Annotated in this window: 22 protein-coding genes; 16 read left to right on the top strand and 6 right to left on the bottom strand. The window is 36.3% G+C overall.

The window, feature by feature from the left end; genetic code table 11:
* Positions 1–4: 4 nt before the first annotated feature.
* Both JKP34_RS00505 and rocD read right to left on the bottom strand, forming a co-directional pair.
* Complete coding sequence (locus JKP34_RS00505) at positions 5–994, bottom strand: Gfo/Idh/MocA family protein (RefSeq protein WP_201916597.1); 990 nt, start codon at positions 992–994, stop codon at positions 5–7.
* A gap of 68 nt (positions 995–1062) precedes the next feature.
* Positions 1063–2340: an ornithine--oxo-acid transaminase gene (gene rocD / locus JKP34_RS00500; protein ID WP_236664855.1), complete on the bottom strand. Its 1278-nt coding sequence runs from the start codon at positions 2338–2340 to the stop codon at positions 1063–1065.
* Positions 2341–2545: 205 nt separating this feature from the next.
* Here rocD and rpmB point away from each other — a divergent pair, with 205 nt between their 5' ends.
* From rpmB to ftsY, 4 genes are all read left to right on the top strand, one after another.
* Positions 2546–2785: a 50S ribosomal protein L28 gene (gene rpmB / locus JKP34_RS00495; RefSeq protein WP_201916595.1), complete on the top strand. Its 240-nt coding sequence runs from the start codon at positions 2546–2548 to the stop codon at positions 2783–2785.
* Positions 2786–2823: 38 nt separating this feature from the next.
* On the top strand, positions 2824–3006 hold the full coding sequence (gene rpmG / locus JKP34_RS00490; RefSeq protein ID WP_201916593.1) for a 50S ribosomal protein L33: 183 nt from the start codon (positions 2824–2826) through the stop codon (positions 3004–3006).
* A gap of 2 nt (positions 3007–3008) precedes the next feature.
* Positions 3009–3161 (top strand): DUF4295 domain-containing protein, encoded by a 153-nt coding sequence (locus tag JKP34_RS00485; RefSeq protein WP_201916591.1) that lies wholly within the window; start codon positions 3009–3011, stop codon positions 3159–3161.
* A 149-nt stretch (positions 3162–3310) separates the two neighbouring features.
* Complete coding sequence (gene ftsY, locus JKP34_RS00480) at positions 3311–4273, top strand: signal recognition particle-docking protein FtsY (protein ID WP_201916589.1); 963 nt, start codon at positions 3311–3313, stop codon at positions 4271–4273.
* A 7-nt stretch (positions 4274–4280) separates the two neighbouring features.
* On the opposite strand, the gene JKP34_RS00475 is transcribed toward ftsY, so the two are convergent.
* Positions 4281–5054 carry a DUF6048 family protein gene (locus JKP34_RS00475; protein ID WP_201916587.1) on the bottom strand — a complete coding sequence of 258 codons (774 nt, stop codon included), beginning with the start codon at positions 5052–5054 and terminating at the stop codon, positions 4281–4283.
* Complete coding sequence (locus JKP34_RS00470) at positions 5020–5484, bottom strand: DUF6452 family protein (protein WP_201916585.1); 465 nt, start codon at positions 5482–5484, stop codon at positions 5020–5022. The genes JKP34_RS00475 and JKP34_RS00470 overlap by 35 nt, the downstream gene beginning before the upstream one ends.
* A gap of 187 nt (positions 5485–5671) precedes the next feature.
* Here JKP34_RS00470 and rimO point away from each other — a divergent pair, with 187 nt between their 5' ends.
* The 5 genes from rimO to JKP34_RS00445 all read left to right on the top strand — a co-directional run bounded on the left by rimO (position 5672) and on the right by JKP34_RS00445 (position 12113).
* Positions 5672–6982 carry a 30S ribosomal protein S12 methylthiotransferase RimO gene (gene rimO, locus JKP34_RS00465; RefSeq protein ID WP_201916583.1) on the top strand — a complete coding sequence of 437 codons (1311 nt, stop codon included), beginning with the start codon at positions 5672–5674 and terminating at the stop codon, positions 6980–6982.
* A 90-nt stretch (positions 6983–7072) separates the two neighbouring features.
* Positions 7073–8638, top strand: a complete 1566-nt coding sequence (gene bshC / locus JKP34_RS00460; RefSeq protein WP_201916581.1) for a bacillithiol biosynthesis cysteine-adding enzyme BshC — start codon at positions 7073–7075, stop codon at positions 8636–8638.
* Positions 8639–8640: 2 nt separating this feature from the next.
* Complete coding sequence (locus JKP34_RS00455; RefSeq protein ID WP_201916579.1) at positions 8641–9219, top strand: 5-formyltetrahydrofolate cyclo-ligase; 579 nt, start codon at positions 8641–8643, stop codon at positions 9217–9219.
* Between the two features lie 99 nt (positions 9220–9318).
* A complete protein-coding gene (locus JKP34_RS00450; RefSeq protein ID WP_201916577.1) occupies positions 9319–9714 on the top strand; it encodes a hypothetical protein in 396 nt (131 codons plus the stop codon).
* A 155-nt stretch (positions 9715–9869) separates the two neighbouring features.
* The gene (locus tag JKP34_RS00445) at positions 9870–12113 is read left to right on the top strand and encodes a TonB-dependent receptor (protein WP_201916575.1); all 2244 of its coding nucleotides are present in this window, start codon (positions 9870–9872) and stop codon (positions 12111–12113) included.
* 31 nt (positions 12114–12144) lie between these two features.
* Here the strand turns inward: JKP34_RS00445 and JKP34_RS00440 are convergent, their stop codons facing one another.
* A complete protein-coding gene (locus tag JKP34_RS00440; protein WP_201916573.1) occupies positions 12145–12810 on the bottom strand; it encodes a hypothetical protein in 666 nt (221 codons plus the stop codon).
* A gap of 120 nt (positions 12811–12930) precedes the next feature.
* On the opposite strand from JKP34_RS00440, the gene crtD reads away from it, so the two are divergent.
* The 3 genes from crtD to JKP34_RS00425 all read left to right on the top strand — a co-directional run bounded on the left by crtD (position 12931) and on the right by JKP34_RS00425 (position 15865).
* Positions 12931–14400 (top strand): 1-hydroxycarotenoid 3,4-desaturase CrtD, encoded by a 1470-nt coding sequence (gene crtD / locus JKP34_RS00435; protein ID WP_201916571.1) that lies wholly within the window; start codon positions 12931–12933, stop codon positions 14398–14400.
* On the top strand, positions 14387–15049 hold the full coding sequence (locus JKP34_RS00430) for a carotenoid biosynthesis protein (RefSeq protein ID WP_201916569.1): 663 nt from the start codon (positions 14387–14389) through the stop codon (positions 15047–15049). Before crtD ends, JKP34_RS00430 begins: the two co-directional genes overlap by 14 nt.
* 75 nt (positions 15050–15124) lie before the next feature.
* On the top strand, positions 15125–15865 hold the full coding sequence (locus tag JKP34_RS00425) for a head GIN domain-containing protein (RefSeq protein ID WP_201916567.1): 741 nt from the start codon (positions 15125–15127) through the stop codon (positions 15863–15865).
* A 142-nt stretch (positions 15866–16007) separates the two neighbouring features.
* Here the strand turns inward: JKP34_RS00425 and JKP34_RS00420 are convergent, their stop codons facing one another.
* Positions 16008–16550: an inorganic diphosphatase gene (locus JKP34_RS00420; protein WP_201916565.1), complete on the bottom strand. Its 543-nt coding sequence runs from the start codon at positions 16548–16550 to the stop codon at positions 16008–16010.
* 93 nt (positions 16551–16643) lie between these two features.
* Between JKP34_RS00420 and JKP34_RS00415 the strand changes: the two genes are divergently transcribed.
* The 4 genes from JKP34_RS00415 (at position 16644) to JKP34_RS00400 (ending at position 19955) form a co-directional block, all read left to right on the top strand.
* The gene (locus JKP34_RS00415) at positions 16644–17519 is read left to right on the top strand and encodes a mechanosensitive ion channel family protein (protein WP_201916562.1); all 876 of its coding nucleotides are present in this window, start codon (positions 16644–16646) and stop codon (positions 17517–17519) included.
* A gap of 70 nt (positions 17520–17589) precedes the next feature.
* Complete coding sequence (locus tag JKP34_RS00410; RefSeq protein ID WP_201916560.1) at positions 17590–18486, top strand: SMP-30/gluconolactonase/LRE family protein; 897 nt, start codon at positions 17590–17592, stop codon at positions 18484–18486.
* A 135-nt stretch (positions 18487–18621) separates the two neighbouring features.
* Positions 18622–18864 (top strand): hypothetical protein, encoded by a 243-nt coding sequence (locus JKP34_RS00405; RefSeq protein ID WP_201916558.1) that lies wholly within the window; start codon positions 18622–18624, stop codon positions 18862–18864.
* A gap of 629 nt (positions 18865–19493) precedes the next feature.
* Complete coding sequence (locus JKP34_RS00400; RefSeq protein WP_201916556.1) at positions 19494–19955, top strand: Lrp/AsnC ligand binding domain-containing protein; 462 nt, start codon at positions 19494–19496, stop codon at positions 19953–19955.
* Position 19956: the final 1 nt, after the last annotated feature.

Here is a 19956-nt window from a genome sequence, read left to right as displayed (position 1 = left end):
TCTATTATTGATCATGTTTTGGATACCTTATTTCAGCTTTGACCCTAATGTCATCAAGTAGCTCTATAAGGTCAAGACTATTTTGCCAGCTCCAAAGATCACTTTGGGTTTTACCTGCATGCAAACAATTGACTACTTCCTGTGCTTCGTAATTATAGCCATTGATACTTTGATCAAAAGTGAAATGTTCTTTATGTCCATTATCTAATAATAAGGTGAAATTGCTAGGAGCATGCCAGGGACTTTCAAAAATGATTTTTCCTTTGTCACCTTCTATGATAGCATTTACACCATTGGCACTTTTCATGGATGAATATAGTACAGCTAGCTTTTCATCATCATAACCAAAACTAATGCTGCAGTTTTCATCTACACCCGTCTTGCCAAAGCCGGCAAGTGCCTGAATTTTTGAAGGCTTCCCTAAAACATGATAAGCAAGAAAAACAGGATAAATGCCAATATCCATGAGTGAACCACCAATTAAATCTTTGTTGAATAACCTGCTGTCAGGATCAAACTTTGGCTTCATACAAAAATCTGAAGTGAGTAATTTAACATCACCAATAATGCCGTCATTAATAAGTTCCTTTGCTTTAATAATGTGTGGCATAAAGCGCGACCACAAGGCCTCCATCAGAAAAAGATTCTTCTCATTCGCTAGTTTAATCATTGCATTAACCTCTTTTGCATTTACAGCGAAAGGTTTTTCACAAATTACATGCTTGTTTTGGTTAAGACAGAGGATAGTATTTTCATAATGCAAGTTGTGCGGAGTGGCAATGTATATAATATCCACCTCGGTGTCTTTGGCTAAATCTTCGTAGCTGACGTAATACTTAGGTACTTTATGTTTTTCAGCAAATGCAGTGGCTGATTCTTGTGTTCTTGACCCAATAGCATATAGTTCTGCCTCATCAACTGCACTTAATCCAACCGCAAATTTACCAGCGATTTTGCCTGTGCCGAGTATCCCGAATTTGATTTTCTTAGCCATATTTTAAATTAACAAAAAAAGTCCGAGTAGTTACTACCCGGACTTTCAATCAATTGTTTGAGTATATCTTATTTCTGAAACTCTGCAATTGTCTTTTCAATGATGTCACAGCAATCGTGCAGTTGCTCTTCAGTCATTACCAAAGGAGGAGCGAATCTGATGATATTACCATGAGTTGGTTTCGCTAATAAGCCGTTTTCCTTCAAAGCAACACATAAATCCCAGGCAGTAGAACTATCTTCAGAATCGTTAATAACTATTGCATTTAATAAACCTTTTCCTCTTACCAATTTAACCAAATCAGTAGTTTCAATAAACTTATTTAAGCGCTCACGGAAAAGTTCGCCAAGTTTTCTGGCATTTTGAGCAAGATTTTCGTCCTTAATAACGTCTAGAGCGGTCACAGCTACTCTTGCACCTAAAGGGTTACCTCCAAAGGTTGAACCGTGAGTTCCCGGAGTAATTACCTCCATGATATGGTCATTAGCTAAAACGGCAGATACAGGATAGAATCCTCCTGAAAGTGCTTTACCTAATATTAATATGTCTGGCTCAACATAAGATGACTGCTTTTCACAATGTCCCTGGCAAGTACAATCTCCGCAAACCGCAAGCAAGCTTCCGGTTCTGGCAATACCAGTTTGAATTTCATCAGCCATAAAAAGAACATTATGCTCTTTACATAGCTCCTGACATTTCCTCATATAATCATTGTCAGGTCTGTAAACACCAGCCTCACCTTGAATGGGCTCTACTAAGAAGCCTACAATATTGTCTTCACCTTCTAAAGCATTCTTTAATGCTTCAGTATCGTTATAAGGTACTTTGATAAAACCAGGAGTAAATGGTCCGAAATTCTTTTTAGCTGTATCGTCACTTGAGAAAGATATTACTGTAGTTGTTCTACCGTGGAAGTTTTGCTCAGCAACAATTATTTTACCGCTGTTTTCCATGATACCATTTTTCTCATATGCCCATTTTCTGGCAATTTTAATGGCCGTTTCTACAGCTTCAGCTCCAGTGTTCATGGCTAGTACTTTGTCAAAACCAAAATACTCTGTCATGTATTTCTCGAATGGGCCTAATACATCATTATAGAATGCTCTTGACGTAAGTGTAAGGGTTGAGGCCTGTTCTTTAATTGTTTCTAAAATTCTTGGATGACAATGCCCTTGATTTACGGCACTATAAGCAGAAAGAAAATCATAATACTTTTTGCCTTCAACATCCCATAAGAAAACGCCTTCACCTTTCGACAATACAACAGGTAGCGGATGATAATTGTGCGCTCCGTGCTTGTCTTCCAGATCAATAGCTTCTTGGCTTTTCGTAATTTCTTGAATCATAAGTGTAAAATTTTAATTATCTTTGTGCTCTTCAATGCTTTCGAATGGTTCAAAACTAAGAAAAGCAGCTGTATTTTCTCATTTATTGAAAAAATAGTGTGCTATTTTCTTTGGTAGTTTTGTGATTGTCAAAATATTACCGATATTTGCAGACCAATTTCGAAAATCAGTTAAAAAAGCGACAACTAATTAATTATAGATAGATATGGCACGAGTTTGTCAACTAACCGGTAAAAGACCTCAGGTAGGAAACAACGTTTCTCACTCTAATAACAAGACTAAAAGAAGATTTTTACCAAATCTTCAGAAGAAGAGATTTTATATTCCTGAGGAAGATAAGTGGGTTACTTTGAAAGTGTCTGCTAGTGCAATCAGAACCATTAATAAGAATGGTATTACTTCTGTTTTGAAGAAGGCACGTGAAAATGGTAATGTAATATTATAATTTGCCGATAGTTTAACTAAGGGAAAAATTTAAGCACAATGGCTAAAAAAGGTAATAGAGTTCAAGTGATTATGGAGTGTACTGAGCATAAAGAAAGCGGTATGCCAGGAACTTCTCGTTATATCACCACTAAAAACAGAAAGAACACCACAGAAAGATTGGAACTTAAGAAGTACAATCCGGTGTTGAAAAAATATACTGTTCACAAAGAAATTAAATAACCATGGCAAAGAAAGTAGTTGCAACACTTAAGAATAAAGAAGCTAAAGGTTTCGCTAAAGTAATCAAAGCTGTGAAGTCGGAGAAAACAGGCGCTTACACTTTCCGTGAAGAGATCGTTCCTGTTGACGATGTAAAAGAGGCGATGAAGAAATAAGAAGCTTCATGGTTTTATGAATGAAATTATTAAGTCCCTCTATTAGTGGGACTTTTTTCATTTATAATAGCTGACAAGAATAACCACAACCATTATTAACCGTTTAAATGTGCTTGCAAGTGTACATTTAACTTTTTCAATCATATACTATGGGCATCTTAAATTTTTTCTCAAAAGATAAAAAGGAATCTCTCGATAAAGGGCTTGAGAAAACTAAAGAGAATTTTTTCACTAAGCTTGGTCGTACTGTTGTAGGTAAGTCCGAAGTTGATGAAGAGGTGCTTGATGAGTTAGAAGAAGTACTGATAAGCTCTGATCTTGGAGTGGGTACTACGGTAAAAATTATTGAAAGAATTGAAGAAAGAGTAGCCAGAGATAAATATTTAGGAACTCAGGAATTAGATAAAATTCTTCGAGAAGAAATTGCCGCTCTACTCTCAGAAAATAATACTGAAGACTTAAAAGATTTCGGTATTCCTTCAGGGGTTAAAAGGCCGTATGTATTATTGGTGGTAGGTGTTAATGGAGTGGGTAAAACAACCACTATTGGTAAGCTATCCGCTCAGTTTAAAAATAAGGGTTTGAATGTAGTGCTTGGTGCGGCAGATACTTTTAGAGCAGCAGCTGTAGATCAATTGATCATGTGGGGTGAGCGTGTTGGCGTACCTGTTGTTTCTCACGGAATGAATACAGATCCTGCTTCAGTGGCTTTTGATACCGTTAAAAAAGGTGTAGAAGAAAATGCCGATGTGGTTATTATTGATACTGCCGGAAGGTTGCATACTAAAGTAAATCTGATGAATGAACTTTCTAAAATTAAGAGGGTAATTCAGAAGTTTGTTCCTGAAGCACCACATGAAGTTTTGTTAGTTTTAGATGGCTCTACTGGTCAAAATGCCCTTATACAAGCTAGGGAATTTACCAAAGCGACAGATGTTACGGCTTTAGCTATTACCAAGCTAGATGGTACCGCCAAAGGTGGAGTAGTAATTGGTATCTCTGATGAATTTAAAATACCTGTTAAATATATTGGAGTAGGTGAAAAAGTAGAAGATTTACAAGTATTCAATAAAATGGAATTTGTAGACTCTCTCTTTAACCGAGCTAATTAAAGTGCCCTTAACGAGTCCTTTTCATAACACCTTTTTCTTTCCAGGCAATTCTGTACATCAGGTAGTAATTGAAAGTCCATCTGTTATTAAATTCTGCCTTACCAAATCCGGGAATGTCGTATGATCTGAATTCATCGGCATTGAAAATCTTTCTATTGATCTGTATTCTAAAGGTATATCCGGTATAAAAATTATTGAAAATATTTACGCGTAAGCCTGTAGTAAGTTCAAACCACCTGGCTCTTACATTGTCGTTAGTAAAGCTTTCAGTGTAATCTCCAAACACCCCGTCTGTACTATTTACGTTTAATTGTTCACTAAAATTAGCTGTGGCATATCTTATCCCTACAGTAAAAGTATTGTAGTCGGGGTCATATTTTAAGAAGTTGGCATCAAGTCCAATTCTGTAGAAGTTACCTTCATGGCTGTAGTCAAATCCTTCGCCAGTAGAACGATAGGCTGAGGTTCCGAAACTACCAGCAACGTAAACCCTGTGAATATCGATGTCTGCCTGAAACTCATAGCGCTCTCTTTTGCCACCAAATGCATCAATACCAAGGGCTACCAAGTCAGTACCTATCCTGATTCCGGTAGGGATGAAGAACTCCTTGGGAACTTTAGGTTTATACTCATTTACTTTAGTGGTATCTGGAGCTTGTTCCTGATTGTTTTGCTTCGAATTAGCGTTGTTCGATGAAGCATTCCTGGATTGAAGCTGAGCAAAAGAACTGCCACTAAATAAAAGACTACTGATTAATGTAAAACTTAATATTAGGCGCATTGATTGTTCTTCTTAAAGTGTCGTTAACGATAATCATGGAATCATAGGTTTGAAATATGGTGTCCAAGCCTACAAACTCAAAGTCAATCCCACATTCCGGTGAATCTACTCTTGTCCTTTTTCCATAGGTGAAACTTATGGTGTCACCACCTTCATTGTAATAGAAATAAAAATCAGTCTGACTACTTCCTGGATCAAGCGGTAAAATGAGATTAGCAGTTGTACTGTCTTTTATAAATACACTATCAGTTTGTGGGCTAATAATGGAGTCATAAGTTATCTCTGCCAGACTTTCTTCCTGGTTAAGGTTAGTTGTATAGGAGGAAAGCGTAACATAATTCACGGCTATGCTCCCACAGTTAGAGTCAACATCGCAGGCTATGACTGCGGCTATGAGTAAAATAATGATAAAATTTCGTATCAAATTCATTGGCTGCAAAGATATTACATATTCCGACAAGCAAAACTCAATCCAAAATATTTGAAGACAATTAAAAAGTGATGGAACGTTTCCTGCTTAATTTTGATTACCTTTGCAGCCCGAAATAATTTGAGCTTAAGCAATTGATTATAAGGTAATTTAAGGCTCATCTCTTTAGGCATAGAAAATAATTTACATGAAGACTAAAGGACTAAAAAAAGATAAGGTAAATGTTGTAACACTAGGTTGTTCTAAAAACCTGGTAGACTCTGAGGTGATGATTACTCAATTAAAGGGTAATGAGATTGATGTCACTCATGAGTCTGAAGAAGATGATAGCAACATAATCATAGTGAATACTTGTGGATTCATTGATAATGCCAAGCAAGAATCTATCGATACTATTCTGCGCTATGCTGATGCCAAAGGTGAAGGGATGATTGATAAATTATATGTAACTGGCTGCTTATCTCAACGCTACAAGGATGATCTTGAAAAAGAAATCCCAGCAGTAGATGCTTACTTTGGTACAATGGAATTGCCTTTGCTATTAAAGAAGTTCAATGCGGATTATAAGCATGAATTAGTAGGTGAGCGTGTAACAACTACAGCTAGTCATTTTGCTTACATGAAAATTGCTGAGGGATGTGACAGACCATGCTCTTTTTGCGCCATTCCGTTAATGCGTGGCAAACATGTTTCTCGTCCTATTGAAGAACTTGTAAAGGAAGCTAAGAATCTTGCTAGAAATGGTGTGAAAGAATTGCTGCTTATTGCCCAAGATTCAACCTATTATGGACTTGATATCTATAAGAAAAGAAATTTAGCAGAATTGCTTCGTCAACTATCCGATGTTGAGGGAATAGAATGGATTAGGCTGCACTATGCTTTCCCGACAGGTTTCCCTGAAGATATTCTAGATGTAATTGCTGAAAGAGATAATATTTGCAATTATTTAGATATGCCACTTCAACATGGTTCTACCCGCTTATTAAAAGAAATGAGGAGAGGTACAACCAGAGAAAAGCAGGAGGCTCTCATAAAGAAAATCAGAGAAAAAGTACCGGGCATAGCTTTAAGAACCACACTTATCGCAGGCTATCCGGGAGAAACAGTAGAGGATTTTCAGGAGATGCTGGATTTCGTGAAAGAAACTCGCTTTGATAGATTGGGTGTATTCCCTTATTCGCATGAAGAAAATACCCATGCTTATAATGCCGAAGATGATGTGCCTGATGAAGTGAAGCAAGAACGTGTTGATACCATCATGGAAGTTCAGGCGGCTATTTCTGATGAACTCAATCAGGAAAAAATAGGTAAGACTTTTAAAGTACTTATTGATAGAAAAGAAGGTGGTTATTTTATAGGTAGAACTGAGTTTGATTCACCTGAAGTAGATAATGAAGTGTTAATTGATGCCGAGAAACAATATGCCCGCATTGGTGATTTTGTTCAGGCTGAAGTAATTGATGCTACAGAGTTTGACCTATACGCAGAAATTAAATAAGGAATAACTAAACACTTTCTTCTAGATTACGATTTTATATATTTGAACATGAATCCAGCTAATTAAATGGCTTCATGAAAAAATATATTTATGAAGGTATCTTGTTTAGATTTTTCTGAGACGGGGCAGTTTGCCCCAATTTTTATTGACTTCATCCAGAAAAAAGAACCCCTAAAACCATTCTATCATCGCTATCCGGCAATCGCAGAATTTGAAGATCAGATAAAGGATAAAGCGCACGAAAGTATTAATAGAAATTTGTTGGTGGAGGTATTAAAGGAACAGTATACTTCCATTGAACACCTCGATGAATTAACAACTACACAAATAGAATCACTGGCTGATGAGCAGACTTTCACAGTTACCACTGGGCATCAGCTGAATATTTTTACCGGCCCTTTGTATTTTCATTACAAGATCATAACTGTTATTAATGCTTGTAAAAAGTTAAAGGCTCAATATCCTGCTTACAACTTTATTCCTATTTATTGGATGGCTTCTGAAGATCATGATATTGACGAGATAAGAAGTTTTCAGGTAAATGGAGAGAAATTTAAATGGGGAACTGAGCAAACCGGTGCAGTCGGAAGAATGCAAACGGAAGGCCTGTCTGAAATTGCTAAAAAGATAGATGCTGGTGATAAGCTTTTTCAAAAGGCTTATGCCAATGCCAGAAACTTAGCTGAAGCAACAAGAGCTTATGTACATCAACTTTATGGCAGTGAAGGTTTACTTGTACTTGATGCTGACCATAAAGCATTAAAAGCTGAGTTTAAGCAAGTCATTAAGGAGGATGTAACCAAGCATACAGCTAACGAACTAGTAGAAAAGCAATCTGATAAGCTTGATCGAATGGGCTATAAAAGCCAAACCTTTCCGCGAGAGATTAACTTTTTTTACTTGAAAGATAATTTAAGAAGTAGGATTGTTAAAGAAGGCGAAGGATATCAAGTATTAGATAGTGTTATCAAATTTTCTGAAGCGGAACTTTTACAAGAAATTGATGAGCATCCTGAAAGGTTTAGTCCTAATGTGATTTTAAGACCTCTCTATCAGGAAATGATTTTACCCAATTTAGCCTACACAGGTGGCCCAGCAGAGGTTGCCTACTGGCTTCAGCTTAAACCTGTATTCGATCATTTCAAAACAGCCTTCCCTATATTATTACCTCGAAATTTTGGGATGATCATACCTAATAAAATCCAGCATAAGCTTAAGAAGCTTAAAATGGCTGAGGGCGAAATTTTCATTGAAAAGGAAAGCCTAAAGAAGAACATCACTAAAAAGATCAGTGGTCAAAAACTTCATTTAAATGAAGAAAAGCAGGCACTTAATCAATTATTAGATGAGGTAAAGCAATATGCAGGTGAGATAGATTTCAGCCTTGATGAGATGACTGCGGCAGAGACTCAAAAAATGATCAATGGTCTTGATAAGATTGAGAAGAAAATGCTGTCAGCAGAGAAAAGAAAGCATACTGAAAAAATGAGGCAGATTGATGAAGTAAAAGATTTCCTCTACCCGGGAGGGGCACCTCAAGAGCGGAAAGAAAACTTCCTGTCATTCTATAGGTCAGACAAAAATTTTATCAAATCATTGTTACAGGCTTTGGAGCCTTTTAATTTGCAGTTTCACATCATGAGGTGGAATGGTTAATTATGGATAAGGAAACACTTAGGAGAGTTTATCTCGAAAAAAGAAAGACACTTACCAAAAAAGAGTATGATTTTAGAAATGGACTAATCACCAATCGACTGATAAGCTTTATCACCGAAAACCAATTTCATGCTATTCATGTGTTTCTACCGATTTCAAAAAACAGAGAAATAGATTTACGTCCCTTCATAAAGCAATTGCATAATGAGCTTCCTTCAGTTGATGTTGTTACCAGCATTTCTGATTTATCACAAGCCTCAATGTCTCACTACAAACTAGAAGCTGATACTCAATTGAAACTTAATAAATGGGGAATTCCAGAACCAGTTAATGCTGAGCCCTATGATATGGAAAAGATTGATTGTGTTTTGGTGCCTATGGTTATTGGGAGCAAAACAGGTCATAGAATAGGTTATGGTAAGGGTTATTACGACCAGTTTTTAAATAATTGTTCTGAAAATACAATCTTTGTAGGCTTAAACATTGGGCCACTTTTGGAAGGCGATATGTATGCAGAAGAACATGATATTGCCATGGGTTATATGATTACACCATTTCAGCTTTTTAAGATAAATAGCTAATTTATTCCACTCATCATTTAATACTTTGCTTCGTAGCAAATTACTTTCGAGCTTTGTGTACTCACTTTTTTGTATGCAAAATTCACCTAATTACGATTTATGAATAAAACCATAGCAATATGGTTTTTAAGTAGCTATGCTATTTTACTCTCTGGAAGCTTGCTCTCCATAGGGCATGATTTTTTGCATGCTACATCATCAGTTACAGGTATACATGAGCATGAAACTAAGTCGGTACAGTCTTCACACCATCATCACGGCCATGGTCATCATCACCATGTGAGCGACCATGGGAATCTTTTCAAAGAGCTGTTTACTATAACTGAAGAAGGAAAGGATGTCTTTACCAATATGGTTTTTGTTTCATTCTTTTATGAGCCCGTTTATAAGTATGTCTTTCTACTTGATTATCAAGAGCTGATTAAGTCAACTATTTACAGTAGAATCTATTTAAACCATTCAATACTTCCTTCAACACCTCCCCCAGATTTATAGTAGTTACTCATTCAATAAAGTATAGTTGATCACCTTAAGACCATTTCTGGTAGCTAAGGGAAGATTTGCTATGCACTTCAACTAATTAGATTATTAAAGATTGGCTATTCAAACTAAATCAGTTTAGCACAGAATAGCTATGCAAAAAAATATAAATGAATTATTTAAAGATAACTATACTACTGATAGGCATCTGTCTGCTTCCAGATGCGCTTCAGGCTCAAAATATAGAATTGTCAGGTTTTATTCAATCAGATAGTGGGGAGCCACTCTCAGATGTAAATATTCTTTTAAACGATGAAATTGGGACATCTACCAATAAATTCGGAGCTTATAAGATAGAACTTGAACCAGGTAATTACCAGATCAAACTATCTCATGTGGGTTTTGAATCGGTAAGCAAAGAGATAATGCTTACTGCTGATACTAAAGAGAACTTTACGTTGTCTGAATGCAGCATTCAATTGAAAGATGTAATGGTTTCTGTAGATGAGAAAAAGAACCTTCAAAAAATATCGAAAATTGATATTAATCTTAGGCCTATACAAAGTAGCCAGGAAGTACTCAGAATAATTCCCGGCTTATTTATAGCCCAACATGCGGGTGGAGGAAAAGCTGAGCAAATATTTTTACGAGGCTTTGATATTGATCACGGAACAGATATAACACTATCAGTAGATGGAATGCCGGTTAATATGGTTTCGCATGCCCATGGCCAGGGTTATTCAGATTTACACTTTTTGATTCCTGAAACTATTGAACAGGTTGATTTTAACAAAGGGCCTTACTATGCCGATCAAGGTAATTTTAATACGGCTGGTTACGCAGGCTTTAAAACCAAATCGTATTTAGATAAAAGCAGTGTAAAACTTGAAGGTGGACAATTCGGTACACTTCGAACTGTAAGTATGATTGATTTACTGGACAAGAAGGAAAAGCAGGATTTGTATTTTGCATCTGAGTTTTACTTGACCGATGGGTATTTTGAAAGTGATCAGAACTTTTCAAGAATAAACTTTATGGGAAAGTATTCTACTCGTTTAGCAGACAATAGTTTGATAGAAGCTTCTGCCTCAACTTTTACCAGCTCATGGGATGCATCAGGTCAAATACCTGTAAGAGCTGTCGAAAGTGGAATGATCAGCAGATTTGGAAGTATAGATGATACTGAAGGTGGTGAAACAAGCCGTACAAATCTCAATCTGCAATATTTGAAACCGATTGACGACCAAAGTAGTCTCAGCCATCAACTTTATTTGATCGATTATAAATTCAATCTGGTATCGAACTTTACTTTTTTCTTGGAGGATCCTATAAATGGAGATCAAATAACCCAAAGTGAAGCGCGGAAAATATATGGCTATAAAGGTTCATATGAGAGAGATGATCGCCTAGCGGGTGTTGATGTATTCACTACGGTTGGTGGCGGAATCAGGTATGACGATGTTAATGACATAAGACTTTCCAAAACAATAAACAGAAAGGAAGTACTATTTGATTATGCACGTGGAGACGTTGATGAACTAAATTTTAATGCCTATGTCTCTGAGAATATGCAGTTCAATTCAAGGTTCTCAGCCACTGCTTCGCTTAGATACGATTATTTTGTTTTCAACTATGTGGATAAACTTCAAACAAATTATGAAACACAAAGTGAAGAGAGAGGTATTTTGAGTCCTAAGTTGAATCTTAATTATAAGCTTAATCAAAGTGTGAATCTTTTTGCAAAAGGAGGAATTGGCTTTCATTCGAATGATACAAGAGTTGTAGTAGCTCAAAATGGTGAAGATATTTTACCAAAAGCCTATAGCAGCGATATTGGGAGCACGTTTAAGCCTTTTCCTAATATGACAGTAAATGCAGCTCTATGGTATTTATTTTTAGAGCAAGAATTTGTTTACGTAGGAGATGCAGGAATTGTAGAGCCGAGTGGACGTACCGAGCGAAAAGGAATTGGCGTATCTGTAAGGTATCAGCTACTTGATTGGCTCTATTTTGATACTGATGTCAACCTAACCGACCCAGTAGCACTTGATGAGGATGAAGGCAATAATAATATCCCATTAGCTCCAACTTTTACAAGCATTGGAGGTCTTAGTTTTGATTTTAAGAACGGTATCAATGGAAGCTTGCGTTATCGTTATCTTGATGACAGACCAGCTAATGAGGATAATAGCATCACAGCTGAAGGTTATTTCTTATTAGATGCTGTATTGAATTACACAAGACCTAGTTTCCAGATAGGTTTGTCGGTTGAAAATATACTTGATGAAGAATGGAAAGAAGCGCAGTTTGAGACGGAGTCGCGTCTTAGAAATGAATTAGAGCCAACTTCAGAAATACACTTTACACCTGGCACTCCATTTTTTGCCAGAGCAAGTCTGACCTATTTCTTCTAAACTTAAAGGGGCATTGTGGAGTGCCCCTTTTTTAATTCTTGCAGGCACATTTTTGAGCCATCTTTTTTTCGGCCTTATTAAAGGCGGTATTAAATGTACCACTTAATGTTGCTGGATTGATGTATTCATTGAGATCTGAGGCGCCATCTTGTTCAACAGATTGATAATTACTATTCGATGATTCAGATGGTATAGCCAAGGGGATAGATCTTGAGGAGATATTGAAAAAATATCTGGTAGAATTAGTATTAAGATCAATTAATGTAAAAGCCATTTTAAGCTGATCTTCTGTTTCATCTCGTAAATGAGGATAATTGTCCTCTTCATAATTGCTGAGGCTGTTATAGAACATTCCTGTTTGAGCATCTATCAAATCTACTTTCAGCAAATAACGAATACCTAATTCATCCCTCATTACAAGTTCATCTGTAGCTTCTTCTGAATAAAGTATTCTTGCCTTTTTCAAATCATATTCAAGCATTGGCTTGAATAGAACCGTACTACCACAATCACTTAGCCGGGCATTCAAATTTTCTGTAAAGGATATAAGACTACTATTTTTGATTAGAGAATTTTCTGAAACTACAATTTTGCTTTGCTGGATATTGGCCAAACAACCTAAACTTTCTTTGTATTTGGCACTTTGACATCCGAGGATGGAGAGTATTAAAATGTGCAAGGCTAATAGTTGTTTCATAAAGGTTCATTTTTCATTGAACTATCAATTATCATACCTGATGTGTTAAACGGATTAAACTTTATAAAACATGATGGGTTAGCAAAATCGTTTTTATCTTCGGACTAAGAATAGGAAAATATGCGAGCAATAATTATTGGAGCAGGAATTGGCGGTATAGCTACAGCAATCCGCTTAGCCAAGAAAGGCTATCAGGTGGATGTTTATGAGCAGAACACATACCCTGGCGGAAAGCTGACAGCTTTTGTACAAGACGGCTTTAGATTTGATGCTGGTCCCTCCCTATTTACTTTGCCGGAATTAGTAGATGAGCTTGTTTCGTTACAAGCACCCAATGTTGAGATAAGCTTTGATTATAAAAAACTGGATGAATCATGCAGGTATTTTTGGGATGATGGAGCGGAGCTTACAGCTTATACCAATCCTGAAAGATTTGGTAAGGAAGTAGAAGCCAAATTTGATATTCCGGCAAAAAAAATTGTTGAGTATATAGCGTCTGCTGAATTTAAGTTTGAAAAAACAGCTCGTATTTTTCTGGAAAAGTCCTTACACAAAAGCAGCACTTTCCTTTCGCCTCAAGTCATTCCCGCTGTTCTCAATATTTACAAAATGGGCCTTTTTGAGAGTATGCATCAACTCAATGAAAGGAAATTTAAAGATGAAAAGCTCACACAACTTTTTGATAGGTTTGCCACCTACAATGGCTCTAGTCCTTTTAAAGCGCCCGGCATATTAACGTCAATTGCTAACTTAGAATTGAACAGAGGTACTTTCTATCCAGAAGGAGGTATGCACGAAATCACCATGAAATTAGTTAAGGTGGCAGAAAGTCTGGAAGTGAAATTTCATTATAGCAGCAGAATTGATGAAATATTAATTAAGCAGCATCAGGCAGTTGGTGTTAGTTTAAATGGCGAGCAGCAACTTGCTGATTTGGTTGTAAGCAATATGGATGTTTATCCTACCTACAAAGAACTCATGGCAGATCAGCCTCAGCCAGAGAAGGTGTTAAATCAGGAAAGAAGTAGCTCAGCTGTTATCTTCTATTGGGGAGTTAATAGAAATTTTAAAGAGCTTGGCTTACACAATATATTCTTCAGCAATAATTACAAAGAAGAGTTCAAGCACATTTTTGACAGTAAAGATGTTTATGAAGATCCCACTGTTTACGTAAACATCAGCTCAAAACTTACTAAAACTGATGCCCCAGAAGGAATGGAAAACTGGTTTGTAATGGTAAATGTACCGGCAAATTCAGGTCAGGATTGGGACAAGCTGATTGATCAAATAAGAAAAAATGTAATTGAGAAGCTAAGTAAGCGTCTCAAGCTTGATATAGCTGAACATATCATTACAGAGCATATCTTGGAGCCAAGAACCATAGAAAGCAAAACCTCTTCTTCTGGTGGAGCCCTTTATGGTACAAGTTCAAATAGTAAGTTTGCTGCTTTTTTAAGACATCCTAACTTTCATCGGAAGATTAAAAATTTGTACTTTTCAGGAGGAAGTGTACATCCTGGGGGAGGCATTCCGCTTTGTTTACTTTCAGCTAAAATCATCGATGATTTAACACCTCATGCAAGCACTTAAAAATTGGCATAATTATTTGTGGACAAGGCCTTCAATTGGTGTGTGGATTATTTCTGCATTTTACTTTTTCGGAGCATTTGGTATTATGCTGGGTTTTGAGGAGTGGTTCGTTGCAAAAACGGCCTTTAATCTATTGCTATCCTTCCTATTGCTTTTAATATACCAGCGTGATTTGGATTTCCGATTGGTGATTTGCCTGGCAGCATGTTACATTATTGGTTTTGGAGCGGAGTTTTTGGGCGTTCAATACGGTCTTATCTTTGGCAGCTACCATTATCCTGATACATTAGGTCCTCAATTATTCAATGTGCCAATAATTATAGGTATTAACTGGTTTATAATAACTTTTTGTATTTGGAGCTTATTAAGTTCAATGAGGGTGAAAAACTTTAGCCGAGTAATACTTGCTACTGTTTTAACGGTAGCCATTGATGTTATTATTGAGCCTATTGCTGTTGCTTTAAATTTCTGGCAGTGGGAAAATAACCAGATACCGCTGCAGAATTACTTGGGTTGGGCCATCATTGCTTTTCTTATTTTCTGTATTTATTACTTTGTTCAAATACCAACCAAGAATAAACTAGCCAGTATGCTGTTAGTCTGGCAGCTTATCTTTTTCATTTCACTTAATTTTTGGTTTAGTTTTTAATAATTCTGGAAAAGATGCAACCATAAATTTTTTTTAGCATCTATAACTAAAAGAAACTAAACATTTACGCCCATTATGAAAAAGTTATTATTAGTTGTAGCCCTTTTTGTGCCTGTAATATTGATGGCACAAGATTCAGAAACCAGAAAATTAAACTCCTTTACAGAAGTACATGCCAGCCAGAGCATCAAAGTAACTTTGAAGAAAGGAAGCTCCAATTCAGCAGAAGTTATTACTAACGGAGATTTAGAGGATGTAATTACCGAAGTTTCAGGAGGAACATTAAAAATTGAGAAAGATCAGAACTGGAATATTGGTAGCAGTGACAGAGTTAGGGTTATCGTTACTTACACTGAAGAATTAAGTGAATTGAAAGCAACAAGCTCTTCCAGTATTTTGGTAGAGGACAGGCTTAAGTCAGATGATTTAGAATTAAAAGCTAGCAGCTCTGCAAGCATAAAAGTAGCTGCTGATGCAGCAGATGTAGAAATAGCAGTATCAAGCTCTGCTGATATTGAAGCAGACATTAATGCCCGCAAAGTTGATGCACGTGTAAGTAGCTCTGGCAGTTTAGAAATGAAAGGACAATGTGAAGACCTGAAAGCAGCTGTAAGTAGTTCAGGAGATATAAATGCTGAAGATTTTAATTGCAAAATTGCTGATTTAGCTACTAGTTCTTCTGGAAGAATTGAGGTGCATGTTGAAGAGCAAATGAGTGCTTCTGCCAGCTCATCAGGAAGAATTACCTATGGTGGCCAACCAAAAATTAAAAATATGAATTCAAGCTCTGGTGGTCGAATCCGCTCAGCTGATTAAGAAGTTTTCAAGTTGAACATGGAAACAGCTAAGCCTTATTTATAGGCATAGATTAATTTGTCATTCTGAACTTGATTCAGAATCTACTCAGGTAGAGACTACCTTTTAGAGCAGATTCCAAATCGAGTTTGGAATGGCATTTTTATTTAAAGTTGGTGTTATAAAGTTCTATACTTTCTTTGATTACTTTCAGCGCTTCAGCTTTATCAAAGAAGTCTTCTACTACAACTTCCTTATTCTCTAATTTTTTATAGTCTTCAAAGAAGCGTTGCATTTCTTTAGAAGTATGAGGAGGTAAATCACTAATATCATTCATGTGGTTTACAGCCATGTCATTTGCTGCTACGGCAATAATTTTATCATCAGCTTCACCTTGATCAATCATCTTCATCACACCTAAAACTTTAGCCTTTACCATGCAAAGTGGTGGCAATTCAATGGTTGATATTACCATGATATCCAGCGGATCTTTATCGTCACAATAAGTTTGTGGAATAAAACCATAGTTGGCTGGGTAATGTACGGAGCTAAATAATACCCTATCTAGTATTAAATAGCCAGTTTCTTTATCTAACTCAAATTTTCCTTTACTTCCTTTTTGTATCTCAATTACAGCATTCACATATTCTGGAGCTTCATCTCCATAATACACATCATGCCATGGGTTTCTTTTTGAATCTTGCATAATATAATTTTTTGCAAAAATAAGGCATACTATGTTAAGCGCCTATCATTGAAGGTTACAATTCTATTAACTTGCGGAATAATTAGAATTAATATGAGCAATCAATCTACAAACGGAGAAAAAATTAGAAGGATAAAATTTGTTGTGAAGGTTTTATTCTTTGCGGCAGCATTATTTCTACTGAGCTTCTACAGGGCGGAAATGATTGACTTCGGCATTCCGCTTCATTTCATAAAGGCATTGAGTCTCTATTTCTATGCCGATGTATTGATTTCACTAGTTCGCTTACTGGTGGTGTTCTTTTATATCAGGAAAAATAAATCGAAGAAGGGTATAAAGAATAATTTTGAATTAGGCATTAACCATATAGCTACCATGCTACATTCTATTATTCTGGTAGCTGCCATACTCTTGCTATTTGAAATTGACCCTATTGATTTAATTACCTCATTAAGTATTGTGGCGGCAGCAATTGCTATTCTATCGAAAGATTATATTTCAAATATGATCAATGGGATGATCATTATGTTTGCCGATGAATTAACCATAGGTGATGAAATTAAAATAGGTGATCAGAAAGGAAAGATTATTGATATTACACTTACCAATGTCCATTTAGTAAATGATGATGAAGACCTTATTTACATTCCTAACAGTATAATTTTCACCTCACAAATTCTTAATTATACAAAGAGGAGTGTCAGAAAGGTAAGTTTCGATTTTGACATGAAGAATGACAAACTGGAAGATATAGAATCGCTGGAGAAGTATATAGTTGAGTCTTTATCTGCTTATCATAAATTTATAAAGGATGATAGCTATAATCTCAAGATCATTAAAATAAATGAAAATTTTAGCGCTTTAAAGTTTCAGTTTATACTGCATAGGCAGTCCGGAGTGCGTGAAAAGGATATTAGGAGAATGGCACTGCGCAACGTTCTCAAATATAGAGGTCAAATTACTTCCTGAGGTCAAACAAAGACTAAACACTTCCATATTTAATCAGTTTACCTTAAGCAAACCCAAAAAAAATCGGACTATGAAAAATTTATTATTTGTATTGAGCTTCATGATTTTGGTAGCAGCCTGCTCCCCTTCTAAAAAGGAGAATCAGGATGATCAAAATATGAAAGAAGATACCACTGCAACCATGGAAACCAAGGAAGCTTCAGTTGACCCAAAATTGGTAAAAGTTTGGGAAACAGATACTGTGCTTACAACCAACGAATCGGTATTATATGATGCTGACGGACAAAAACTCTACGTATCTAATATTGACGGAAAGCCACTTGATAAGGATGGTAAAGGATTTATTTCCATTCTTAGCCTTGATGGTAAAGTAGAGAATTTAAAATGGGCTACAGGCTTAAATGCTCCTAAAGGTATGGGCATATTCGATGGACATTTATATGTGACCGACATCGACAGAATAGTAGCCATTGATTTAAAAACAGGTAAAATGACTAAAGAATGGAAACCTGAAAAGGCTGATTTTCTAAATGATATTACCGTATCTGACAATGCTGTTTATGCATCTGACATGGCCCTAGGCATGATTCATAAAATTGAGAATGGTGAGCTCAGCACTGTTGCTGAAGGCGTTGAATCTGTTAACGGTCTTTTAGCTAAAGGTGACTACCTAATGACCTTAGATAAGAATGGTCTGAGAGGTCTTGACCTTAGCACAGGAGAGTTTATGATGGTGAATGATTCAGTTACAGGAGGTGATGGACTAACCATGTTAAATGACGATGTGTACATCGCAAGTAGATGGAAAGGAGAAATTTATTATGTAATGGGTAATAAGGCGCACTTATTAATGAGTACTGATGGCCAGTCACAAACAGCTGATATTGGTTTGAATACTTCAGATAAGATGCTATATGTGCCGACCTTCTTTAGCAATAAGGTGGTTGCTTATAGAATAGAAGATTAAACCTGATTTATTTCAATATTTTGAAAGCCTTCTCAATTTTGAGAGGGCTTTTTTTATGAATAGGAATTAAAACCATTAATTTGAGAATAATTAAGGAAACAAAAGTTGGCTTGTTGCCACCACAATGATTATTGAATGATGAAAGTATTAAATTTTGTTACGGTATTAATTCTAGGTGTTTTCATGATTGGTTGTAATCTTGGAGAGGATGTCGATAAGGAAAGCTGCCAGAATTCTTCAAACAGCTGTGGAGAATTTGAAACTTGCTGTTCAGCAAGCCAGTGCAGATACTTATATGATGGTGAGGAGTTTCCTTGCGATGGAACAGATTGTGCTGAGGCTGCCAAAGAATTATCTGCTAAAATGTGCACACAGTAATACTACATGAAAATGGCTAAGCTAATGACAGTTGAGTAACTATTAAATAAAAAAGAGACTGATTGCTCAGTCTCTTTTTGTTTGCTGTGAGGGGAGGATTCGAACCTCCACGAAGTAGTTAGCTCCGACATCACGATAACTTAAGGGCTATGTCTTAACTTATCGTGAGTGCGCCAGAGTTTATCCTGAACCTCCACCCCCGAGATAGGAGGGCATGTCTGCCAATTTCATCACCTCACAATATTAATCCAAATAAATTGCTGTAGGGGGAGGATTCGAACCTCCACGAAGTAGTTAGCTCTGACTTCACGATAAGCAATTAAACAAAAGCAAAATAACTTATCGTGAGTGTGTCAGAGTTTATCCTGAACCTTCACCCCCGAGATAGGAGGGCATGTCTGCCAGTTTCATCACCCTACAAAATTAAGGCAAGTTGAAATCTCGATTACTTTGAGATCATCACTTAACAATTTTAAATAAAAACAGCACTTTTTGCTGTTCTGATATTTCAAAGGTAATAAAAACATCAATAGGTTAAATAAAATCTAATAAAAAGTATAAATAAATACAGATATGATAAATATATTTTATATTTGATGAGAATATGTTAAAACAAGACCCTGAAACATATGGAAAATTATCAACTTGATAATACGGATTTAGCCATCCTCAATATACTGATGCATGATGCCCGAAGGCCCTATACTGAAATTGCTGAAGAAGTGTTTGTTTCACCAGGCACAGTGCATGTGAGAATGCGTAAAATGGAAAAGCTGGGTATTATTAAGCAGGCACAGCTTCAGGTTGATCTGAGTAAGCTCGGTATGGATATCACGGCATTTCTGGGAGTCTACTTACAGAAAAGTTCTTTGTATGATAATGTGGTAACTGCTTTGAAGGCCATTCCTGAAATTGTGGACTGTCATTATACCACGGGAGCTTATTCCATGTTTGTGAAAATAGTTTGTAAGGATACAGACCACCTGAAAAACATATTACACGATAAAATCCAGCCTATTGAAGGGATTGAAAGAACAGAGACTTTTATATCTTTGGAAGAAAGCATCAATCGACCTTTGTCAATTAAATAAA

Source organism: Marivirga atlantica (assembly GCF_016734805.1).
Classification (GTDB): Bacteria; Bacteroidota; Bacteroidia; order Cytophagales; family Cyclobacteriaceae; genus Marivirga; species Marivirga atlantica.
The sequence above is the reverse complement of the archived record's forward strand: the minus strand, read 5'-3'. Positions and strand labels throughout refer to the sequence as shown.